This window comes from Mesorhizobium sp. YM1C-6-2, from assembly GCF_003666685.1.
Classification (GTDB): Bacteria; Pseudomonadota; Alphaproteobacteria; order Rhizobiales; family Rhizobiaceae; genus Mesorhizobium_K.
In genome coordinates this window covers 231,683-251,186 of record NZ_RCIZ01000002.1, presented here as the reverse complement: position 1 = coordinate 251,186, position 19,504 = coordinate 231,683, and the positions used below count along the sequence as shown (strand labels likewise).

Below are 19,504 nucleotides of genomic sequence, written 5' to 3'. Positions count from 1 at the left end.
GAGGAATTCCAATGACCAAGCACTTTGACGTCGGCTCGAGGATGAGCCAGGCCGTAGTTCACGGAGGATTCATTCACATCGCCGGTCAGGTTCCCGACGATCGCACCACCTCTCTCGAGGACCAGACCAGGCAGGTGCTGGCAAAGATCGACGCGCTGCTCGCGCAGGCGGGCAGCAACAAATCGCAACTGGTGTCGGTCAATATTTTCCTCGCTGCGATCAGCGATTTCGACCGCATGAACTCCGTCTACGACAAGTGGATCGACCCGTCGCGTCCGCCGGCCCGCGCCTGCGTGGAAGGCCGCCTGGCGGATCCCAACATCCGGGTGGAAATGACGGCGGTCGGCTATATCGCCTGACGGGAGGTTTAAGGGTTCTGCCCTTTCCATGAGATGCATCGACTGCACGTCTCGACGCCTTCCGGATATGGCAATTGCATTTGCCATATCCGCCTCCACCTACGGCGCGGCAGCCGCGAACGGCGGCCCGGACATGTCCAGCGCCCTCACCCGAGCAGGTTACGGGCGGTGCGCATGAAGATGCGCGCCCCTATCGCGATCAGATCGTCCGGGAAATCGTAGTCCGGATTGTGCAGCGACGGCCGGTCGACGCCGGCGCCGAGGAAAAACATCGCCGATTTCGACGAGTGGCCGAAGACGCCGAAATCCTCCGAGGCGCGCATCGGCAGTTGCTCCTCGTCATGCGGGATGTTTTCAGCGTCGAGCGCCGCACGCAGATGTGCAACCGCCTCCGGATCGTTGAGGCTGGCGACGAATATCTCGTGATAGTCGACGGCATGGCGCAGACCGTTCTCCTCGGCGGCGTCGCGCACCAGCGCTTCCGCCGACGCGCACAAATCCGCCATGCGCTCGTCGAGCCGCGTGCGGAGCGTGGCCAGTATCTCCGCATGGCCGGGCGCGATGCCGAAGACCGGCTCTCCCATCGAGGCGTGGGCGACCGTCACCATGGCGAAATCGTCATCGTGAAAGCTGCCGCCACCGAGCTTTGAAAGCGCCGGCATCAGCCGGCTCACCGCGAGCATCGGCGAGACGCCGTTTTCCGGCATGGAGGAATGGGCCGTCCTGCCTTGCAGCGTGATGCGCATGCCGCGTGACGCGCAGTTGACGACACCGGGCTTGAGACGGACATGGCCGAGCGGCGTGCCGGGCAGGTTGTGAAGCGAGAAGGCAAAGTCAGGCCGGATCCTCTGGTAGCGCGGATCGGCAACCACGCCGACGGCTCCGTCTCCGGTTTCCTCGGCCGGCTGGAACATCAGCACGACCCGCCCGCGCGCCGGCGGCCGGCGGCCGAACTGCCGGGCGAGCGCCGCCAGAATGGTGGAGTGCCCGTCATGGCCGCACATATGCGACTTGCCGGGCACCAGCGACCGGTGCGGGATCTCAGACAGCTCCTCGATGGGCAGCGCGTCGAGTTCGCTGCGGAACAGGACGGTCGGCCCAGGCTGCTCGCCTTCGTAGACCATCGCGACGCCGTGGCCGCCGAGCCCGGTGAGCACCTCGGCCGGGCCGGTTCCCGCCAAAAACTCCACGACGCGTCTCGCCGTCTGTTCCTCCTCGTTGGAGACTTCCGGATAGCGGTGAAGCTCACGCCGGAATGCGACGAGATCCGAGATGTCCTGATTGGTCAGTTCCATGATGCTTCCCCAGTCCGGTCGTGAGGCGGCAGCCCGCAGCGAAGGGTCCGCTCATCGTCTTCTCCCGGGCAGGAAGTAATGAAGAATCCTCCGACATGCGAGACAAGCTTGTCGGGCCATTCGACGCAAGGGATATAGCGGTACTGACAGCGATCTCGGAGCGTGCGCCGGGAATCGGCGGCGCGCGCTGCCATCGGGCTCCGCAGCGCGGAGCCGTCGCGATCGATTTATCCGCGCGCCTGCCGGCTGCTCAGGCAGGCACGCGCTTCAGCGCCTGCGCCATGCAGTGAATGCCGCCGCCGGTCTTGGAGATCTCGCTCATGTTGACCGCCGCGACATCGAAGCCGCGCGCCTTGAGCTTCTCGATCAGCGTCTTCGACACGGTCGGCGCGATCACCCTGTCCTTGCCGAGCGACATGAAGTTGCAGCCGAGCGCCATCGTGTCCTGGAACGGCACGTCGATGATCTCGTGGCCCTTGCCCTTCAGCCAGTCGACGATGCCGGGCTCGGTGCAGGCGAGACAGACGGCGGTGAGCTTTTCGGCGATCGGCACCACCATCAGGTCGATATGCACGTAATATTCGTCGATGAAGGCAAGCCGCGTCTCCCAGCCTTCCTTCTCGAACCAGTCCTGTACCTGGCGGGCGCCCTCCTCCTGCGTGCGCGCGCCGCCGCAGCCGATCAGCACCACGCCGTCCTCGATGACGTTGAAGTCGCCGCCCTCGAAGGTGCCTGCCGTCACCATGTCGTAGATCGGGATGCCGAGCTTCTCATAGGTGCGGATCGCTGCGTAATTCTCGCCGCGCCGCCACCAGTTGGCCATGGCGGTGATGACGGCGCCATACGGCGTCATCACGCTGGAATCGCGCGAATAGACCTGCATCGGCAGTTCCGGCGACGGCTCGTGCCAGTGCACCTTGACGCCGAAATTCTCGTAAGCGGCGACCAGGTCCTTGTGCTGGGCCTGCGCCGTCTGGATGTTGCAGGGCGCCTCGCGCAGATGCTTGCGCGACAGCGAGCTGGTCGCGAGATGGCGCAGGAAGGCCGGCGAGCCGAGCAGCACGTCAGTAAGCTGGTCGGTCTCGTTGCGGAAGCCCCAGCCGGCCAGCGGCTTGGTGCCGCCGGCCGGGTTGCGGCGCTGCAGCGAAAAGGGCTCCGCAGCAGCGATGGTTTCATGCCGTGTCATGTCGGTCTCCTCTTCATGCGTTGGGAACGGTCGGTATCCACCAGTCGCGGCCGCGCGGCGTGGTGACATATTCCGGCCAGCGGAAATGGATGGGCGGATCGTAGTCGCAGAGCGGCGCGAGCCATTTGTCGCCGCCGATCCCGCCGCCGGTGCGCTCGACAAACTCCGCCTTTGCCGCATCGCGCGCGGCCTTGTCCTCGAGCAGCCGCAATGCCGTCAGCGCCACCGTCTTGGCGGCGCATGTCACCATCGGGTCGATCGTCTCGGGAATGCCGCCGAGCGCATTCATCGCCCAGCCCGGCCAGGCGACATCAGGCTGCGCCGCGAGCGCCGGCCGCGCGATGTAGAAGCGGCAGGTCGGCGCATGCCAGCTCATGTCGGTGTAGTCGTCGGAGGTCGAGTTGATCTGCGAGGGCGGCAGGTCGCGCCGCAGGATCGCCTCCGCCGCTTCCGGGTCGATCAGCCGCTCGCATTCGGGCAGGAACGGCTCGTCCGTCGCCTGCCCGCCGGCATTGAGCTGGATTTCGCGCGCGATTGCCTTTGCTTTCTCGCTCCAGCGCGGCGCGCCGACCGTTTTCAGCGCATCCCAGGTGACGCGCGCCATGACATGGTTGGCGAGGCCTGGACGCGATTTCGTCACCCAGTGGCGCTCGACGCGGCACCCGGTCATCCGCGCCGTGGCCTCGGCGTTCTGGTCGAGCAGCGCCGCCACCCGCTCTCCCATTGCGACCGTCGGCGCCCGCAGCATGTATTGTATCTCGGCGAGGCCGGCCGGCAGGTTGTCCGCCGTCGCCTGGCCGGCAGTCAGGATCGCCTCGCTCATCGACCAGCCGCCCTGGTAGGTCAGCATGGAATCGCGCAGCGCCTTCGACGTCATGTACATGAGCATCAGCGCGTCGTTGGCGCCGGGCGCCCGCACCGCCGAATGCGCCTGCGGGATCGGCGCGCCGTCGCCCCGCGTCCAGTTTTCCGGCTCGTCGCAGATAAAGCGGTAGATCATCCCGTAGGCGGCCCCGCAATGCGTCTCCCAGCGCACCGTGTTGCACATCGGCAGCATGTAGAAGGGATGGAAGGAGATCATCGCGTCGAGGCCATCATAATAGCCCCTGGCGGCGTGGATCGGCTTCGACCCCCTCACCTTCTCCGCCGGCTCGCCGGTGAAGCGCAGCGTTCCCGCAATGCCGTGCTTCTCCATGGCCGCCTTGGTGGCGAGCAGGCCGCCGAACGAGCCCATGCCGAGGCCGGAATGCGGATCGGTATGACCGCCCGCATGCTCGTTCAGGCCGGTGCGGGGCCGCTTGACCGTCGCCGCGTCCTGGCAGTTGCCGGGCACGCCGTCATATTCGGCATACATGCCGATGGTCGGGCCATTGGCCGAGCCGGCGCCGCCGGTCCCCTTGTTCGTCCAGTGCGCGCAGAAGGCGGTCGGCATGCCGCCGGAGCCTTCCTCGACCGAGAAGCCTTCCCGCTTCAGCCTGTCGACATACCACGCCGCTGATTCATATTCCCGCCAGGCAGTCTCGCCGAGATCGAAGATGTGGCGGGTCCAGCCGGAAAGCTCCGCCTGCCGCGCGTCGACGACGGCCTCGGCGGTTCTCGATGCTGAAGTGTTCATGGCCACCTCCTGATCGACAGGTAATCAGTGAAAAGGCCGCGCTAAAAGTGATATGTTTTGCCATTATCTGCAAATTTTCTTCACCAAAGAGGCCGAGCCATGCGTATACCCTCCATGCAGGCGCTGCGTGCGCTGGACAGCTTTGCCCGGCACGGCTCGGTCTGGCGCGCCGCCGACGAACTCAGCCTGACGCGCAGCGCGGTCAGCCATCAGTTGCGCCTGCTCGAGCGCGACCTCGGCTTCGAGCTGCTCGAACGCATTGGCAAGGGCGTCGCACTGACCGTCCGCGGCAAGCGCTACGCAAGCGATGTCCGCAAGGCGCTCGCCATGCTCGGCGACGCCGGCTCGCAGCACGGCCAGGGCGGGCTCGCCGGCTCGCTTTGCGTCAGTTGCACGCCGGGTTTCGCATCCCTGTGGCTGTGCACGCATATCGGCGAGTTCCAGGCGCTCTATCCGGACATCGCCCTCCACATCGTAACCCCGCGGCGGCTCGACGACGTCAGCAGTCCGGACGTAGACATCTTCATAGCCTTCGGCGACGGCAACTGGCCGGATCGCCTGGTCGAGCTGCTTTGCGAGGTCGAGTTCACGCCGTTGTGCAGCCCCGTGCTCCTCAACAAGCTCGGCGGCCTGTCGGAGCCGGCCGACGTATTCCGGGCGACCTTGCTCCATCTCGGCGACCAGGAGGACTGGACGCGCTGGCTGGCGCAGGCGCGCGTGGTGGCGCCTGATGCGCAATCCGGAATCGTATTCTCCGACATGAACCTCGTCTTCGCCGCCGCGAGCGCCGGCCAGGGCATCGCCATGGGCGACGAACTCACCTGCCGGACCGCCATGAAGGAAGGACAGTTGATCCGGCCTTTTGACGACGCCATCAAGTCGACCCGCTCCTATCACCTCGTCACCGAGCACTCGCGCGCCGAGCAGCCTCTGCTCAAGACATTTGCACATTGGCTCAAATCCCGGCTGATCGAGGCGGAAGCCGTGGCGCGAAATGCCTATGATTGAAATCTGACGACAGTTTCAGGTGAATGAAATTTGCCGGAGGCGCGAAAATATTTCTGTTGCGGACGCAACCCGGCCTCCGTACGCTTTTCCCATCGGCAAGGAAATGTGGATGCCCAAGAACGCTCGCGCAGCGGAAATCAAGGCGATCGGGATCGGCAAGAGCTTCGGTCACTTTCGCGCGCTGAACGACCTCACGCTCGACATCGGTCGCGGCGAGTTCCTGGCGCTGCTCGGCCCGTCCGGATCGGGCAAGACGACCTTCCTGATGATCCTGGCCGGATTCCTGCCGCCAAGCGACGGCCGGCTGTTCAGCGACGGCGTCGACATCACCGACCGGCCGGCTGAGCTGCGCGCCGCCGGCATGGTCTTCCAGGGCTATGCGCTCTTCCCCCATATGAGCGTCGAGGCCAACATCGCCTTCCCGCTCAAGGTACGCAAGCGGCCCGCAGCAGAGATCAGGCAGCGCGTCGCCGAGATGATCGCGCGCGTCGGGCTGAAGGGCCACGAAACCAAGCTTCCCTCGCAGCTTTCAGGCGGCCAGCAGCAGCGCGTCGCGCTGGCGAGGGCGCTGGTGTTCGAGCCGGGCGTTCTCCTCCTCGACGAACCGTTCTCGGCGCTGGACAAGAGCCTGCGCGGCCAGATGCAGGCCGAGATGAAACGCCTGCACCAGGAGACCGGCACCACCTTCGTCTTCGTCACCCACGACCAGAGCGAGGCACTGGCGCTCGCCTCGCGTATCGCCATCTTCAATCACGGCGAGCTGCTGCAGGTGGGAACCCCGGAAGAGGTTTACGACCGGCCGGCGAACCGCTTCGTCGCCGAGTTCCTCGGCGAGATCAACATGCTGCCGCTCAACAATGTGCGGCAGGAGAACGGCGCGGCGACGGGCCTCTGCGAGGACCGCACAATCACCGTGCGCGGCGCCACGGACGTGACCGGCGACGCCGTGCTGGCGGTCAGGCCCGAATATATGACGATCAGGAGCGAGGCAGAGTCAGGCGAGAATGGGATCGTCGCGACCACCACCGCCTCCACCTATCTCGGCGCGGCCACCAAGCTCGACCTGTTGACCAGACAGGGCACCCGACTCACGGTTTCCGTACCCAACGACGTTGCCGCGACGGCTTTGCGCGGCGGCAATTCGGTCTGGCTCACATGGCCGGCGGAAAGGGGCATACTGCTGGCAAGGTAGCGATGCCCGCAACGGTCGATAGCAACGAAAAAGGGGAACTGACATGACGAACGAATTCAAGAAACAGGCAGTGGAGTCGCTGGCCGGCAGAGCCGCCCGCGGCGAGATCTCCCGCCGCCAGTTCACGCAACTCTCGGCGCTGGTGCTCGCCGGCACGCCATTGCTGCTGCGCTCGGGCGAGGCTTTCGCGCAGGCCAAGGAACTGGTGCTGGTGAACTGGGGCGGCGACGCCATCACCGCCTATGACGCGGCCTACGGCCAGCCCTTCACCAAGGAGACCGGCATCGTCGTCAAGATGGACGGCTCCGGACCGACGGAAGGCGCGATCGAGGCGCAGGCCAAGAGCGGCAAGCCGACCTGGGACCTCGTCGACGTCGACCCGTTCTCCGCGATCACGCTCGGCGCCAAGGGCATGCTGGAGCCGATCGACTACGCCATCGTCGACAAGTCGAAAATGCGGCCGGGCTTCGGCTGGGATTATGCCGCTTCGACCTACTTCTTCTCCTATGTCATCGCCTACGATTCCGAGAAATACGGCGACACCGCCCCAACCGGCATGAAGGATTTCTTCGACGTCGAGAAATTCCCCGGCAAGCGTTCTCTTTACAAATGGGGCGTGTCGAGCTGGGAAGCCGCGCTGCTCGCCGATGGCGTGGCGCCCGCCGACCTCTATCCGCTCGACTTGAAGCGCGCGCATGACAAGATCGCCGCCTTCAAGGAAAACGTCGTCGCCTATTGGGGCGGCGGCGCCGAAAGCCAGAGCGTGCTGCTCAACGGCGAAGCCTCCATGGCCATCGTGTGGTCGACGCGCGCCTCGCTGATCGAGCAGGATTCGGGCGGATCGATCAAGTTCATCTGGGACCAAGGCCTGATCTCGCCCGGCGCGCTCGCCGTCCTGAAGGGCAATCCCGGCGGCAAGGACGCAGCGATGAAGTTCATCGCCAGCGCCCAGGATCCCGAGCGGCAGCTCATCATGTTCGACAAGCTCGGGCAGGGTCCGGCCAATCCGGCGGCCGACGCGCTCGTCCCCGCCGACAAGAAGAACTTCAACCCGGTCGACCCGGCCAACATGGCCAAGCAGATCACCCTCGACATGGAGTGGTATGCCGCCAATTACGGGCCTGCGCTCGACGAATACACCAAGATCATCTCCGCCTGACCGGGCCGAGATGCGACACCTTTCGAACGGACGAGGCGCGGCGCTGACGATGGCGCCGCTGCTCCTCTTTCTGGCCGTCACCTATCTGTGGCCGTTCCTCGGTGTCGTGAAATGGAGCTTCACCCTGCCCGAGCCGGGGCTCGGGCAGTATGGCGCGCTGATCACCGATCCGCTCGTGCAATCGGTGTTCATCCGCACGCTGCGCATCTGCATTGTCGTCACCATAGCCTCGGTAATCGCCGCCTATGCCATCACCGTCGTGTGGGTCCGGGGGACCCCTGCCCAGCGCATGGCCGCCGAGTTCTGCATCCTCATCCCGTTCTGGATATCGGTGCTGACACGCGCCTTCGGCTGGGTGGCGCTGCTGTCCAACCGCGGCCTGATCAACACCTGGCTGCAGGGAATCGGCTTCATCTCGGAGCCGCTGGCGCTGGTGCGCAATGAATTCGGCGTCATCGTCGGCATGACGCATTTCCTCGTCCCGTTCGCCGTCTTCCCGCTGGCGTCGGCCATGCGCAACCTCGATGACCGCGTGCTTCTCGCCGCGCGCGGCCTGGGTTCCAGCCGCACACGGACCTTCTGGACGATCTTCGTGCCGATGACGGCGTCGGGCATTATCGGCGCCGCGGCGATCGTCTTCGTCTTCGCGCTGGGCTTCTTCGTCACCCCCGCCATCCTCGGCGGCGGCCGCAGCGTGATGGTGGCTGAACTGGTCTGGCTGCGCATCTTCCAGAGCCCCGACTGGGGGCTGGGCGCGGCGATCAGCGTCGTGCTCGTACTCTTCGTCGGCGCGCTGATGGCGGTGCTCTTCCGCTATGTCAGGCCAAGGCAGCTGATCTGATGCCGACCTATCGCCCCGGCCCCGTCTCGCTGATCGCCGCCACGCTGGTGGCGCTCTTCCTGCTGATGCCCCTGCTCGCCGTAGTGCCGGTGTCCTTCACGCCGTCGCGCATGCTGGCGATGCCGTCGGGCGAGCTATCGCTCAGGCACTACCGCGCGCTGATCGAAGATCCGAAGTGGATCGGCGGCATCCTGCTTTCGATCCGCATCGGCATCGTCTCGAGCGTATTCTCGACGGTGCTGGCGCTCTGCTTCAGCCTGGGCGTATGGATGTTCCAGCCGCGCTTCACCGCGCTTCTCGTCGGTTTCGTGCTGCTGCCCATGGTGGTGCCGCCGGTCGTGTCGGCGATCACGCTCTATTTCCTGCTCACCTCGCTCTCGAACGTCATCCCCTGGCTCGGCTACGATACCTGGCTCGGCGTCGCCATGGCGCATTCGGTCATGACCGTGCCCTTCGCCACCGTCCTCATCCTGGTGGCGCTCTCCCAGGTCGACCGGCGCATCGACCTCGCGGCGCGCGGCCTCGGCGCCAGCACGTGGGAGCGCGCGACCCAGATCATCATCCCCAACATCAAGTTCGGGATCATGACGGCGGCGCTGCTCTCCTTCGTCCTGTCCTGGGAAGAAATCGGCGTGACGCTGTTCATCACCAGCGTCGACGCCATCACCCTGCCGCGGCTGATGTGGATGGGTCTCAGGGACAACATCGACCCGGCAATCGCCGCGATCTCCGTCATCCTTATCCTGGTCACCGCGACGGTGCTGGTGCTCCGCCGCCTTCGTTGGCCGGGATCCAGGGCCGAATCCGGCAACGGCTGACTGCGTTACTGGAGCTGCGGCTTCCTGAGGAACGAGCTGCGGTCTGCGGTCTTCACGCGCAGCCATGTCTCGCGGCCGTCGCGCACGATGCGCATCGGCACCTCCGCACCCGCCGGCCCGCTCGCCCAGAGCTTGCGGTAGAAGTCGCCGAGGCCCTCGACCTCCGTATCGCGTACATCCGAGATGATGTCGCCCTGCTGCAGCCCCGCCTGCGCCGCCGGACCGCCCTCCGACACGCTCATGACGATCACCTCGCCATTGCTTTCGGCGGAGAAGGCACCGAGCCAGGGGCGCGGCGGCTTGTCGACCCGGCCGCGTTTGACCAGGTCGTCGAGGATCGGCGGCAGCAGGTCGATTGGCACCACCATGTTGATGTCGGCGACCTCGCTGCCCCGGCTCATCTGCAGGCGCAGCGAGCCGATGCCGATGAGCTTGCCATCAGAGCCGACCAGGGCTGCGCCGCCCCACGAAGGATGGGCCGGTGCGGTGAAGATCGCGTCGTCGAGCAGATATTCCCAGTAGCCGGCGAATTCCTGCCTGGCGACGATGTCTGCCTCGATATAACTGCCGGTCCCGTCGGCGAGCACGACGTCGTCGCCGACCTTGGCCGCCGCCGCATCGCCGAGTTCCAGCGCCGGCAAGTCGAGCGGACCCAGCGCCTGCACCAGGCCGAAGCCGGTTTCCTGGTCGTAGGCGAGCGCATGGCCGGGAACCACGCGCCCGTCATGGCGCGTCAGCCAGACTTCCTCGGCCTCGGTGATCAGGTAGCCGATGGTCAGCACCAGTCCGTTTTCCCGGATGACGACGCCGCTGCCTTCCCTGAGGTTGCCGAGCGTGCCCGCCGTGAACGCGTCCTCCGGGATCGAAGAGCGAATGGCCACGACTGACCGCAAGACAGGTTCGATTTTCATGCTTTTCATCCTGACGCCGTATCGGCCCGATTTCCAGCCCCGATACAGCCCACCGGGAAGCCCAAGGCTGTCGTGCCGTTCACCACATAACTAGGGATCGGGGCGGAGCGTACAAGGTTGGCGGGCGCGATGGGCGGCCTGCTGCGACCGTCCGGTCAGGCGGCCCTGGCTTTCAGCGCCGCCACCACCTCACCGCCGGTCAAGAGGTCGGCGTATTTCTGGCCCATGTCGAAGAGGTTCGCCTCGTGCGGGCCGAGTGCGCGGTCGCCGACGCAATCCTTCGCCACGGTGACGCGGTAGTTCATGCTCATCGCGTCGATGGCGCTGGCGCGGATGCAGCCCGACGTGGTGCAGCCGGCGAGCACGACCGTGTCGACGCCCTTGCCGACGAAATGCGCGGCGAGATGCGTGCCGAAGAAGGCCGACGCCTGCGTCTTGCGGATCACCAGCTCGCCCTCCACGGGCGCGAGGGTGTCGACGACCTGGCTGGCATGCGCCTTTTCGGTGAGGTCGCGCAGCCGCGGCACCTTCTGGCACCAGACGCCGGCGTCCGCCCCGTCGTCGGCATAGACGATGCGGGTGAAGACGACGGGCAGCTTCGCCGCGCGGAAGAAGGCGAGCAACGGCTTCGTCGCCTCGACCGCATCGAGGATGTTGCCGCCGCCGAGGATGTCCGGGTCGGTGAAGCCGTTGACGAAATCGACGACCAGCAGCGCCGGCAGCCTGCCGAAGCCGATCTTCTGGCCGAACTGTTGCTTGGCGTAGACGTCGTCGGCCATGCTCTCCCCCTATTCCCGCAGTCCCGCGAAATGGCGCAGCGATCTGGCAAGCTGGTCGGTGCCGAAGCCGCGGCCGATGAATACCAGCCCGTTGTCGTCGCCGAGCGGCCTGTCGTCGGGCAGGATTTCCGGCGATTGCACGATCTTGCGCACGCTCTGCAGCAGCAGGCGGCCGGCCGGCGTGCGCACCACGCCCTTGACCCGCAGGATGTCGTCGCCGCGCGCATGGATCAGCGCGCTCAGCCATACGCTGAAGGCCGTCCAGTCGATGTCCTCGCCGATCTCGAGCTTCAGCGCGCGGATCGGCGCACCGCCATCGCCCACCTCGCCCAGCACCTCAGGCTCGGCGCTGCCGGAGTCGGGGAGCGCGGCGTCGCTTCCCTTGACCGCACCCGAGATCGCCGCGCCAGGATTGATCGCTTTCAGCGTCGCCAGCAACCGCGCCAGCGCCGCTTCGTCAGCCTCGTCGATCTTGGTGACGACGAGGCGGTCGGCGAGTTCCATCTGCCGGCGGCTGAGCGGCTCCTGCCGCAACTGCTCGAGCCCGTAGACGGCGTCGACCGCCACCACGATCTCGGAGATGACGATGTGGTAGGCGAGCATCGGATCGGAACGTATCGCCGAGACGATCGGGCCGGGATCGGCAAGGCCGCTGGTTTCGATGACGATGCGGTCGGGCCGCCGCCCTTCCGCGCTGACCCGCCTGTCGCAAATGTCGCGCAAGAGCGCGACCAACTCGTCCCGCGCCTCGCAGCAGGCGCAGCCGCCCGCCACGACCGCGAGCTCCGCCGACTGGCTGAGCAATGCGTCGTCGACCGGCGTCTCCGCCGCCTCGTTGACGACGACGAAGGCATCGGCGAGCAGGCCGTGATGGAGCTGGTGGCGCAGCCAGGTCGTCTTGCCGGAACCGAGGAAACCGCCGAGCACGGTGAGCCGCATCCGGCCTTCAGCCGCGTCGCTCGTCTCGACCATGCCGGCCATCTTGCTCAGGGCGTCTCCTCGCCGATGAAGCGCGGATCGAGCGGGTCGATCGCCTTGCCGGACAGCCGCTCGGCCTCGGCCCAGACCTCTTCGAGGTCGCGCACGATGGTCTGGCTGCCCGACAGCGTGCCGAGCTGGATGCCCGGCACCTGGGCGCCGTCATGCGCCGTCAGCCCGTAGGCCGGCAGCACCGATTGCAGCACCTGCGCGCGGCGGAACCGGGCGCGCAGGCGGTCGTGCGGCGTTGCCGCCCCCGCCTCGGTCCAGTGGCCGGGCGCTGCAGGGAATCCGCAGCTTGAGCACATGGCTGATCTGCTCCGTTGAGCGCCGGCCGCGATTCTAACGCCGCCGGCGCGCCGTGTCGAATGCCGCCGCCGTCAGATGACTTCCGGACGGGCCTTGCCGGCGAAGGGATAGCGCTTGCGGAAGTCCCCGGCGATCTCCTCGAAGGTCATCCACTTGGTGCCGCTCTTGCTGTTGATGTGCTCGATCAGGCGCTCGAGCATCAGCAGGACCTGCGGGCGGCCGGCGACGTCGGGATGGATGGTGAAGGCGAAGACGCCGTAATCCATCTCGCGATAGACCCAGTCGAAAGCGTCGCGCCACAGGTCCTCGATGTCGCGCGGATTGACGAAGCCGTGGCTGTTGGGCGCCTTTTTCATGAACATCATCGGCGGCAGGTCGTCGACATACCAGTTGGCGCCGATCTCGACGAGGTCGATCTCCTTGCCGTGCTTCAGCGGATGCATCCAGTCTTCCGCCTTCTTGGTGTAGTCGATGACGTTCCAGCTGTCGCCGACGCGGGCGTAGAAGGGCTGGAAGTCGCGATAGCCCTGGCTGTGATCGTATTCGAAGCCGTATTTCTGCAGGAGAGCGGCGGTCGAGTTCGACATCTCCCACCACGGCGCAACGTAGCCGCGCGGCTTCCTGCCGGAATGCTTCTCGATCAGCTCGATCGACTTGACGAGCACCGCCTCTTCCTGGGTCGGCGTCATCGCGATCGGATTCTCGTGCAGATAGCCATGCGCGCCGAGCTCGTGGCCGTCCTTGACGATCATCTCGATCTCCTTCGGGAAGGTCTCGATCGAGTGGCCAGGGGCGAAGAAGCTGGTCTTGATGCCGTATTTCTTGAACAGGCGCAGCAGGCGCGGCACGCCGACTTCCGAAGCGAAGATGCCGCGCTGGATGTCGGACGGCGAGTCGCCGCCGCCATAGGAGCCGATCCAGCCGGCAACGGAATCGATGTCGGTGCCGAACGCGCAGATAATTTCTTTTGCCATTTTCCTTCTCCCATTCTGGCCGTCGACGCGGCGTGTTGGATTGGTCCAATCTCACTGATAGGAACATGACCTCATTGAAAAATCCAGAATTTTCTTTATCGTGCAGAACGACTTAAGCCATTGTGCTTCCACATTAATCTGAATTGAGCATCAATTGATGTTGGATTCTGGATTGCTGAGAAGCCGAATGGAAAAAGCAATCCTGGAGGAAAATGTGACAAAACTGAAAATCACCATCGCCGACATGGTTTTCGACGCGCGACTGGAAAGCGAGAAGGCGCCGCAGACCAGCGCTGTCTTCGCCGCCCGCCTTCCCTACGAGAGCAAGGTCGTGCATGTGCGCTGGAGTGGCGAGGGCGTCTGGATTCCGCTCGGCGACCTCGACTTCGGCGTCGGCTACGAGAACCACACCAGCCATCCCGCTCCGGGCCAGATCCTGCTCTATCCGGGCGGCATATCGGAGACCGAGATCCTGCTCGCCTATGGCGGCGTGCAGTTCGCCAGCAAGATGGGCCAGCTCGCCGGCAATCACTTCATCACGCTGACGTCGAACCTCGATCTCCTGCCCGAGATCGGCCGGCGCACACTCTGGCAGGGCGCGCAGGACATCCGCTTCGAGGCCGCCTGACCCCATGGCCGAAGCTCAGTCCGACGATTATTCCGCCTGGGTCGGTCGCTCCGAGGAAAACCGCGACACCGTGACGGCCGGTCCGCTCGACCGGCTGGCCGCCACGCTCGACCGCGACGATCCCCGCGCCGGGGACGGCGATGCGATGCCGCCTCTCGCCCACTGGCTCTTTTTCCTCCCCGACATCAGGCAGTCGGAGATCGGGCCGGACGGCCACCCGAAGCGCGGCGGCTTCCTGCCGCCGGTGCACGAGTTGCCGCGCCGCATGTGGGCGGGCAGCCGCATAGCCTTTCCGGGCGAGATCCGCGTCGGCGACAGCATCGTGCGGCGCTCGACCATCCAGTCGGTGCAGCGCAAGGACGGCGCCAGCGGCCCGCTCGTCTTCGTCACAGTGCGCCATGAGCTCGGCCGCGAGGGCGAAGCGGCGGCAATCGTCGACGAGCACGATATCGTCTATCGCGGGCTGGAAGCACCGGCGGTGAAGGCCTCGCCGAAGAAGGCGGAGCCTGGCCAATGGCGGCGCGAACTCGTGCCCGATGCGGTGCAGCTCTTCCGTTATTCGGCGCTGACCTTCAACGGCCACCGCATCCACTACGATCGCGACTACGTCACCCGCGAAGAGGGCTATCCGGGCCTGATCGTGCACGGGCCGCTGACGGCGACGCTACTCGTCGATCTCGTGCGCCGCAATGCGTCGGCCGCGCGGATCGCGGAATTCTCCTTCCGTGCCGTCTCGCCCCTCTTCGACGGCAACAGGATGAGCGTCAACGCCACGCCGCCCGACGCCGACGGCGTGGTAAAGCTCTGGGCGGCGAATGCGGATGGCGACCTCGCCATGACGGCGCAGGCGAAGCTGGCATGAGCCCTTCCTTCTGAGGCAAAAATGGCTGCTGAAGCGCTGAAGAATCCCGCAATGGCCGGCGCTACCGGTGAGGAAAGCGCTGCGCTCGCCGCCTTCGCTTCCGCCCTGCGCTATGAGGACATCCCGCAGCCGGTGATCGATCGTACGGTGGACTTCTTCGTCGACTGGGCGGGCTCGACGCTGTCGGGCGCCGGCCAGCGCGCCATCGTCGCGTTGCAGAAATTCGCCGAAACGATGGGGCCGACGGACGGACGATCCGAAATCCTCGTCTCGCGCAAGATGACCTCGCCGCTCTTCGCCGCGCTGGTCAACGCTGCCGCCTCGCACATCTCCGAGCAGGACGACGTCCACAACGGCTCGGTATTCCACCCGGCGGCCGTGGTCTTTCCGGCGGCGCTGGCGACTGCACAGCATGCCGGCGCCTCGGGTCGCGACTTCATCGCGGCGTCGGTCGCCGGCTACGAAGTGGGCATCCGCGTCGGCGAGTTCCTGGGGCGTTCGCATTACCGCGTCTTCCATACGACCGGCACCGCCGGCACCATCGCCGCAGCGGTTGCTGTCGGCCGGCTGCTCGGTCTCGACGGCGCCACGATGCTGCATGCGATCGGCTCGGCCGGCACCCAGGCCGCGGGTCTCTGGGAGTTCCTGCGCGACGCCGCCGATTCCAAGCAGCTCCACACCGCCAAGGCGGCAGCCGACGGGCTGACCGCCGCCTTCCTCGCCAAAGACGGCTTTACCGGCGCGAAGCGCATCCTGGAGGGCAAGCAGGGCATGGCGGCCGGCATGTCTTCCGACGCTGACCCGGCCAAGCTCGTCGACCGCCTCGGCTCCCGCTGGACGGTGCTCGAGACCTCCTTCAAGTACCACGCCTCCTGCCGCCATACCCATCCCGCGGCGGATGCGCTTCTCCAGGTGATCGAGGCGCACGACCTGGCGGCGGCGGACATCGCCGGCATCGTCGCCCATGTGCACCAGGGGGCGATCGACGTGCTCGGACCGGTGGTCGATCCGGTCACCGTGCATCAGGCGAAGTTCTCCATGCCCGCCACCCTCGGCCTGGTCGCGGCGCACCGCCGCGCCGGCATGGCGGAATTCGACGCCTATCTCGCCGACGACGCGGCGCGCGCCTTCCTCAGCCGCGTCGAGATGAAGCTCGATCCGGAAGTCGACGCCGCCTATCCCAACCGCTGGATCGGCAAGGTCTCGGTGACGACGACGTCGGGCAAGACGTTCGACGGCCGTGTTGACGAGCCGAAGGGCGACCCCGGCAACACGCTGTCGCGCGAGGAGATCGACGCCAAGACGCGGCGGCTCGCGTCCTATGGAAAAAGCCTGGACGCCCCAGGCATCGACCGCCTCATGCCGCGCCTCTGGTCGATCGCCGAGCGCAACGAGGTGGGGCGGCTGATTTAGGCAAGCCCTCGTTCGGCGGTTGGCGGTGTTGACTTTCCCAAATGTTCATGCTTTGTTCACTGTTGTATGTAGTGAACCGAGGGCGCGTCTTGCCCATGCCCGTTCCCGACCAGAATACGTTCGATTTCATCCCGGTACAGCCGCGACGGCCCAAAATGCCGGAGCGGGTGTTCATCGGCCTCTTTCCGAACCAGCACGCCAGGGAAAAGGCGAACCATTGGAGTCGGCTGGTTTCCGGCGAACTGGGTCTCGTCGGCAACCCGCTGCGTGCCGAGCGCTATCATACCTCCCTCATCCATCTCAGCGATCGCAAGCGCGTGCGCAGCGGCGACGAATACGCCGCAGAGCTTGCCGCCAGGACCGTGAAGATACCGCCCTTCGAAATCACCTACAGCCGCATGGGCAGTTTTCCTGGCGCGCCGAAAAGGGACCGTCCGCTCGAACACCCGCTCGTCCTGCTTGCCGATTACGGACCGGTCGCGGAGCTTCACGCGGCGCTCGCCGCCGAACTCAGGAAATTCCGTTTCCGCGTGCCGGAAAGCTTCCGGCCCCACCTGACCCTTTCCTACAACCTGCAGTTCGTGCCGGCGCGGGCAATCCAACCGATCACTTTCTTGGTCACGGAATTCGTGCTCGTGCACAGCATGCTATGGCTGAAGGAGTACAGGATCCTGCGCCGATGGCCCCTGCATTGACGCCGGGAGCATCAGGCAGATTAAGCCCGGCTCAGTGAGTCTGCCGCTGCGCTGCCAACCATTCGGCGTAACTGCGGATGCCGTCTTCCAGCGCGATCCGCGGCCGGTAGCCGAGGTCGTTCGCCGCGGCTGAGATGTCGAAGCGCGCCTGCAGATCGTCGATCGGATCGCGGCCTGGCTCCATCCTGATCTCGGCGGAGGGCAGCACAGTGCGCACGGTGTCGGCCACCTGCCCGAGCGTCAGATAGCTGCCGCCGGTGACGGTATAAGCGCGCTGCCGGAAATTCTCGGCATCCAGCGCGAGCAGGATGGCGTCGGCGACGTCGTCGACATGCACATACTGGCGGAAGAAGTCGCGGCCGAAGGGAAAATGCGTCGGCCGTCCCGCCTGCGCGTCCTCGATCATGTCGCGGATGGCGCAGGCCGTTGTGCGGCCCGGACCGTAGACCCATGCGGGGCGCAGGCTGACCGCATCCAGCCCGTGCTGGAGATGATACGCGTTGACCAGCGCCTCGCCGGCCACCTTGCTCGCGCCGTAGACGCTGGACGGCGAAAGCACCACATTCTCCGGCACCGGGTCGACGCCGGCAGGCGTGTTGCCGTAGGCGCTGACGGAGGACAGGAACACGACGCGCCGCATGCCCCGGACACGGGCAAGCTCCAGTATGTTCGCGGTGCCGACGATGTTCGACTGGACGATCAGGTGCGGATTGTCCCGCGCCACCATCGGGCCGGAGATGGCGCCGCAATGCAGCACCGCGGTGGCGTCGGCGCCGAGTTCGTGCAGCCTGTGCACTTCGGTCAGGTCGCAGGCGAGGATGTCGTCGCCTCCGATCCTGTCGATGGCGATCACGGTGTCGCCGCGATCCAGCAACCGCCTGTGCAGGGCGCGGCCGATCAGTCCGGCCGCTCCGGTCAGCAGAATGGTCTCCGCCATTCCCTCGCCTCCAATCGGTGGGGAGCCGGCGGCCGGATGCAACTCCGGCCGCCGTTTGAAAATTACACGCCGATCGGCATGTGCTCGGCCGAGCGCGTCACGGCGCGCGGCGCGGTCAGTTCCTTCCAGGTCGACAGCGCCTTGTTCACCGCCGGGAAGGCGTTCCGCTTCACCAGCTTGCCGCGGCCGGGCTTCGGCTGCGAGTTCTGGCCGTGATGCCAGACGACCTCGCCGCGCGACAGCGTGTAGCGCGCCTGGCCGTTGACCTTGAAGCCTTCGAACACGTTGTAGTCGATGATCGACTTCTGGTTGGCGGCCGAGATCGTCTTCGACAGTTTTGGATCCCACACCACGATGTCGGCGTCGGAACCGGGCAGGATCGCGCCCTTCTGCGGATAGATGTTGAGGATCTGCGCGATATTGGTCGAGGTCACCGCGACGAACTCGTTGGGCGTGATGCGGCCGGTCTCGACGCCCTTGGTCCACAGCACCGAGAGCCGGTCCTCGAGGCCGCCCGTGCCGTTCGGGATCTTGGTGAAGTTGCCGATGCCGGTGCGCTTCTGCTCGGTGGTGAAGGCGCAGTGGTCGGTCGCCACCACCTGCAGCGAGCCGGCGGCGAGACCGGCCCACAGCGAATCCTGGTGGCTCTTGTCGCGGAAGGGCGGGCTCATCACGCGCCGCGCCGCATAGTCCCATTCCTTGTTCTGGTATTCGGTCTCGTCGAGCGTCAGGTGCTGGATGAGCGGCTCGCCGTAGACGCGCATGCCCTTCTGGCGGGCACGGCGGATCGCCTCATGCGCCTGCTCGCTGGAGGTGTGCACGATATAGACCGGCACGCCCGCCGCGTCGGCGATCATGATGGCGCGGTTGGTCGCCTCGCCCTCGACCTCGGGCGGACGCGAATAGGCGTGCGCCTCCGGGCCGGAGATGCCTTCCTTCATGAACTTTTCCTGCAGCGCCGCGACAATGTCGCCGTTCTCCGCGTGCACCAGCGGCAGCGCGCCGAGTGCGGCGCAGCGCTGGAACGAGGCGAACATCTCGTCGTCGTTCACCATCAGCGCGCCCTTATAGGCCATGAAGTGCTTGAAGGTGTTGACGCCGCGGCCGACCACCTTCTCCATCTCTTCGAAATGCTTCTTCGACCAGCCGTTGACGCACATGTGCAGCGAGTAGTCGGTCGAGGCCTGGCGCTTGGCTTTCGCCTCCCATTCGTCGAGCGCGGCGATCATGCCGTCCGGCCCGGGGATGACGAAGTCGACCACCAGCGTGGTGCCGCCGGAGACGGCGGCGAAGGTGCCGCTTTCCCAGGTTTCGGCCGCGGTGGTGCCCATGAAGGGCATTTCGAGATGGGTGTGCGGATCGATGCCGCCGGGCATGATGTAGGCGCCGCCGGCGTCGATCACCGTGTCGCCCTTGAGGTTCGGGCCGATCGCGGCGATCTTCTCGCCCTCGATCAGCAGGTCGGCTTCGTAGGTCCTGTCCGCAGCGACTATGGTGCCGCCCTTGATGACTGTCGACATGATCGTCTCTCTCCCGTGTTCCGTG

General features: G+C 66.0%; 20 protein-coding genes. 10 read left to right on the top strand and 10 right to left on the bottom strand.

Annotated elements, in window-relative coordinates:
* The first annotated feature begins 11 nt into the window (after window positions 1–11).
* The gene (locus D8676_RS06105) at window positions 12–359 is read left to right on the top strand and encodes a RidA family protein (RefSeq protein ID WP_121579966.1); all 348 of its coding nucleotides are present in this window, start codon (window positions 12–14) and stop codon (window positions 357–359) included.
* Window positions 360–505: 146 nt separating this feature from the next.
* Here the strand turns inward: D8676_RS06105 and D8676_RS06100 are convergent, their stop codons facing one another.
* From D8676_RS06100 to D8676_RS06090, 3 genes are all read right to left on the bottom strand, one after another.
* The gene (locus D8676_RS06100) at window positions 506–1,654 is read right to left on the bottom strand and encodes an amidohydrolase (protein WP_121579965.1); all 1,149 of its coding nucleotides are present in this window, start codon (window positions 1,652–1,654) and stop codon (window positions 506–508) included.
* A gap of 250 nt (window positions 1,655–1,904) precedes the next feature.
* On the bottom strand, window positions 1,905–2,840 hold the full coding sequence (locus tag D8676_RS06095; RefSeq protein ID WP_121579964.1) for a dimethylarginine dimethylaminohydrolase family protein: 936 nt from the start codon (window positions 2,838–2,840) through the stop codon (window positions 1,905–1,907).
* A gap of 13 nt (window positions 2,841–2,853) precedes the next feature.
* Window positions 2,854–4,455: an amidohydrolase gene (locus tag D8676_RS06090; protein ID WP_121579963.1), complete on the bottom strand. Its 1,602-nt coding sequence runs from the start codon at window positions 4,453–4,455 to the stop codon at window positions 2,854–2,856.
* Window positions 4,456–4,554: 99 nt separating this feature from the next.
* Here D8676_RS06090 and D8676_RS06085 point away from each other — a divergent pair, with 99 nt between their 5' ends.
* The 5 genes from D8676_RS06085 (at window position 4,555) to D8676_RS06065 (ending at window position 9,473) form a co-directional block, all read left to right on the top strand.
* Window positions 4,555–5,463 carry a LysR substrate-binding domain-containing protein gene (locus D8676_RS06085; RefSeq protein ID WP_121579962.1) on the top strand — a complete coding sequence of 303 codons (909 nt, stop codon included), beginning with the start codon at window positions 4,555–4,557 and terminating at the stop codon, window positions 5,461–5,463.
* 109 nt (window positions 5,464–5,572) lie between these two features.
* On the top strand, window positions 5,573–6,655 hold the full coding sequence (locus D8676_RS06080) for an ABC transporter ATP-binding protein (protein WP_121579961.1): 1,083 nt from the start codon (window positions 5,573–5,575) through the stop codon (window positions 6,653–6,655).
* 43 nt (window positions 6,656–6,698) lie between these two features.
* Complete coding sequence (locus D8676_RS06075) at window positions 6,699–7,814, top strand: ABC transporter substrate-binding protein (protein WP_121579960.1); 1,116 nt, start codon at window positions 6,699–6,701, stop codon at window positions 7,812–7,814.
* 10 nt (window positions 7,815–7,824) lie between these two features.
* Window positions 7,825–8,655 (top strand): ABC transporter permease, encoded by an 831-nt coding sequence (locus D8676_RS06070; protein WP_121579959.1) that lies wholly within the window; start codon window positions 7,825–7,827, stop codon window positions 8,653–8,655.
* The gene (locus D8676_RS06065) at window positions 8,655–9,473 is read left to right on the top strand and encodes an ABC transporter permease (RefSeq protein WP_121579958.1); all 819 of its coding nucleotides are present in this window, start codon (window positions 8,655–8,657) and stop codon (window positions 9,471–9,473) included. The genes D8676_RS06070 and D8676_RS06065 overlap by 1 nt, the downstream gene beginning before the upstream one ends.
* 5 nt (window positions 9,474–9,478) lie before the next feature.
* Here the strand turns inward: D8676_RS06065 and D8676_RS06060 are convergent, their stop codons facing one another.
* From D8676_RS06060 to D8676_RS06040, 5 genes are all read right to left on the bottom strand, one after another.
* Window positions 9,479–10,384: a S1C family serine protease gene (locus tag D8676_RS06060; RefSeq protein WP_121580436.1), complete on the bottom strand. Its 906-nt coding sequence runs from the start codon at window positions 10,382–10,384 to the stop codon at window positions 9,479–9,481.
* Window positions 10,385–10,539: 155 nt separating this feature from the next.
* A complete protein-coding gene (locus D8676_RS06055; protein ID WP_121579957.1) occupies window positions 10,540–11,163 on the bottom strand; it encodes an isochorismatase family protein in 624 nt (207 codons plus the stop codon).
* Between the two features lie 9 nt (window positions 11,164–11,172).
* Window positions 11,173–12,144: a GTP-binding protein gene (locus D8676_RS06050; RefSeq protein WP_210210702.1), complete on the bottom strand. Its 972-nt coding sequence runs from the start codon at window positions 12,142–12,144 to the stop codon at window positions 11,173–11,175.
* A gap of 5 nt (window positions 12,145–12,149) precedes the next feature.
* Window positions 12,150–12,449 (bottom strand): hypothetical protein, encoded by a 300-nt coding sequence (locus D8676_RS06045; RefSeq protein ID WP_121579956.1) that lies wholly within the window; start codon window positions 12,447–12,449, stop codon window positions 12,150–12,152.
* 72 nt (window positions 12,450–12,521) lie between these two features.
* Entirely contained in the window at window positions 12,522–13,424 is a 903-nt protein-coding gene (locus D8676_RS06040; RefSeq protein ID WP_121579955.1) for a polysaccharide deacetylase, read from the bottom strand.
* A 214-nt stretch (window positions 13,425–13,638) separates the two neighbouring features.
* Here D8676_RS06040 and D8676_RS06035 point away from each other — a divergent pair, with 214 nt between their 5' ends.
* The 4 genes from D8676_RS06035 to D8676_RS06020 all read left to right on the top strand — a co-directional run bounded on the left by D8676_RS06035 (window position 13,639) and on the right by D8676_RS06020 (window position 17,022).
* Window positions 13,639–14,052, top strand: a complete 414-nt coding sequence (locus D8676_RS06035; protein ID WP_281034273.1) for a DUF3830 family protein — start codon at window positions 13,639–13,641, stop codon at window positions 14,050–14,052.
* Between the two features lie 4 nt (window positions 14,053–14,056).
* Window positions 14,057–14,914 carry a MaoC family dehydratase N-terminal domain-containing protein gene (locus D8676_RS06030; RefSeq protein ID WP_121579953.1) on the top strand — a complete coding sequence of 286 codons (858 nt, stop codon included), beginning with the start codon at window positions 14,057–14,059 and terminating at the stop codon, window positions 14,912–14,914.
* 21 nt (window positions 14,915–14,935) lie between these two features.
* Window positions 14,936–16,327, top strand: coding sequence for an MmgE/PrpD family protein (locus D8676_RS06025; protein WP_245426632.1), 1,392 nt, complete (start codon window positions 14,936–14,938; stop codon window positions 16,325–16,327).
* 95 nt (window positions 16,328–16,422) lie between these two features.
* On the top strand, window positions 16,423–17,022 hold the full coding sequence (locus D8676_RS06020; RefSeq protein ID WP_121579952.1) for a 2'-5' RNA ligase family protein: 600 nt from the start codon (window positions 16,423–16,425) through the stop codon (window positions 17,020–17,022).
* Between the two features lie 31 nt (window positions 17,023–17,053).
* Here the strand turns inward: D8676_RS06020 and D8676_RS06015 are convergent, their stop codons facing one another.
* Window positions 17,054–17,959, bottom strand: a complete 906-nt coding sequence (locus D8676_RS06015; RefSeq protein ID WP_121579951.1) for an NAD(P)-dependent oxidoreductase — start codon at window positions 17,957–17,959, stop codon at window positions 17,054–17,056.
* Window positions 17,960–18,021: 62 nt separating this feature from the next.
* The gene (hydA, locus tag D8676_RS06010; RefSeq protein ID WP_121579950.1) at window positions 18,022–19,479 is read right to left on the bottom strand and encodes a dihydropyrimidinase; all 1,458 of its coding nucleotides are present in this window, start codon (window positions 19,477–19,479) and stop codon (window positions 18,022–18,024) included.
* Window positions 19,480–19,504 lie beyond the last annotated feature (25 nt).

Bases quoted from the DNA above. Each gene is read 5' to 3' on its own strand.
- D8676_RS06025 (WP_245426632.1), top strand. From the start codon at position 14,936: ATGGCTGCTGAAGCGCTGAAGAATCCCGCAATGGCCGGCGCTACCGGT.
- D8676_RS06100 (WP_121579965.1), bottom strand. From the start codon at position 1,654: ATGGAACTGACCAATCAGGACATCTCGGATCTCGTCGCATTCCGGCGT.
- hydA (WP_121579950.1), bottom strand. From the start codon at position 19,479: ATGTCGACAGTCATCAAGGGCGGCACCATAGTCGCTGCGGACAGGACC.
- D8676_RS06090 (WP_121579963.1), bottom strand. From the start codon at position 4,455: ATGAACACTTCAGCATCGAGAACCGCCGAGGCCGTCGTCGACGCGCGG.
- D8676_RS06020 (WP_121579952.1), top strand. From the start codon at position 16,423: ATGCCCGTTCCCGACCAGAATACGTTCGATTTCATCCCGGTACAGCCG.
- D8676_RS06045 (WP_121579956.1), bottom strand. From the start codon at position 12,449: ATGTGCTCAAGCTGCGGATTCCCTGCAGCGCCCGGCCACTGGACCGAG.
- D8676_RS06075 (WP_121579960.1), top strand. From the start codon at position 6,699: ATGACGAACGAATTCAAGAAACAGGCAGTGGAGTCGCTGGCCGGCAGA.
- D8676_RS06060 (WP_121580436.1), bottom strand. From the start codon at position 10,384: ATGAAAATCGAACCTGTCTTGCGGTCAGTCGTGGCCATTCGCTCTTCG.
- D8676_RS06030 (WP_121579953.1), top strand. From the start codon at position 14,057: ATGGCCGAAGCTCAGTCCGACGATTATTCCGCCTGGGTCGGTCGCTCC.
- D8676_RS06105 (WP_121579966.1), top strand. From the start codon at position 12: ATGACCAAGCACTTTGACGTCGGCTCGAGGATGAGCCAGGCCGTAGTT.
- D8676_RS06070 (WP_121579959.1), top strand. From the start codon at position 7,825: ATGCGACACCTTTCGAACGGACGAGGCGCGGCGCTGACGATGGCGCCG.
- D8676_RS06040 (WP_121579955.1), bottom strand. From the start codon at position 13,424: ATGGCAAAAGAAATTATCTGCGCGTTCGGCACCGACATCGATTCCGTT.
- D8676_RS06080 (WP_121579961.1), top strand. From the start codon at position 5,573: ATGCCCAAGAACGCTCGCGCAGCGGAAATCAAGGCGATCGGGATCGGC.
- D8676_RS06050 (WP_210210702.1), bottom strand. From the start codon at position 12,144: ATGGCCGGCATGGTCGAGACGAGCGACGCGGCTGAAGGCCGGATGCGG.
- D8676_RS06085 (WP_121579962.1), top strand. From the start codon at position 4,555: ATGCGTATACCCTCCATGCAGGCGCTGCGTGCGCTGGACAGCTTTGCC.
- D8676_RS06065 (WP_121579958.1), top strand. From the start codon at position 8,655: ATGCCGACCTATCGCCCCGGCCCCGTCTCGCTGATCGCCGCCACGCTG.
- D8676_RS06015 (WP_121579951.1), bottom strand. From the start codon at position 17,959: ATGGCGGAGACCATTCTGCTGACCGGAGCGGCCGGACTGATCGGCCGC.
- D8676_RS06095 (WP_121579964.1), bottom strand. From the start codon at position 2,840: ATGACACGGCATGAAACCATCGCTGCTGCGGAGCCCTTTTCGCTGCAG.
- D8676_RS06055 (WP_121579957.1), bottom strand. From the start codon at position 11,163: ATGGCCGACGACGTCTACGCCAAGCAACAGTTCGGCCAGAAGATCGGC.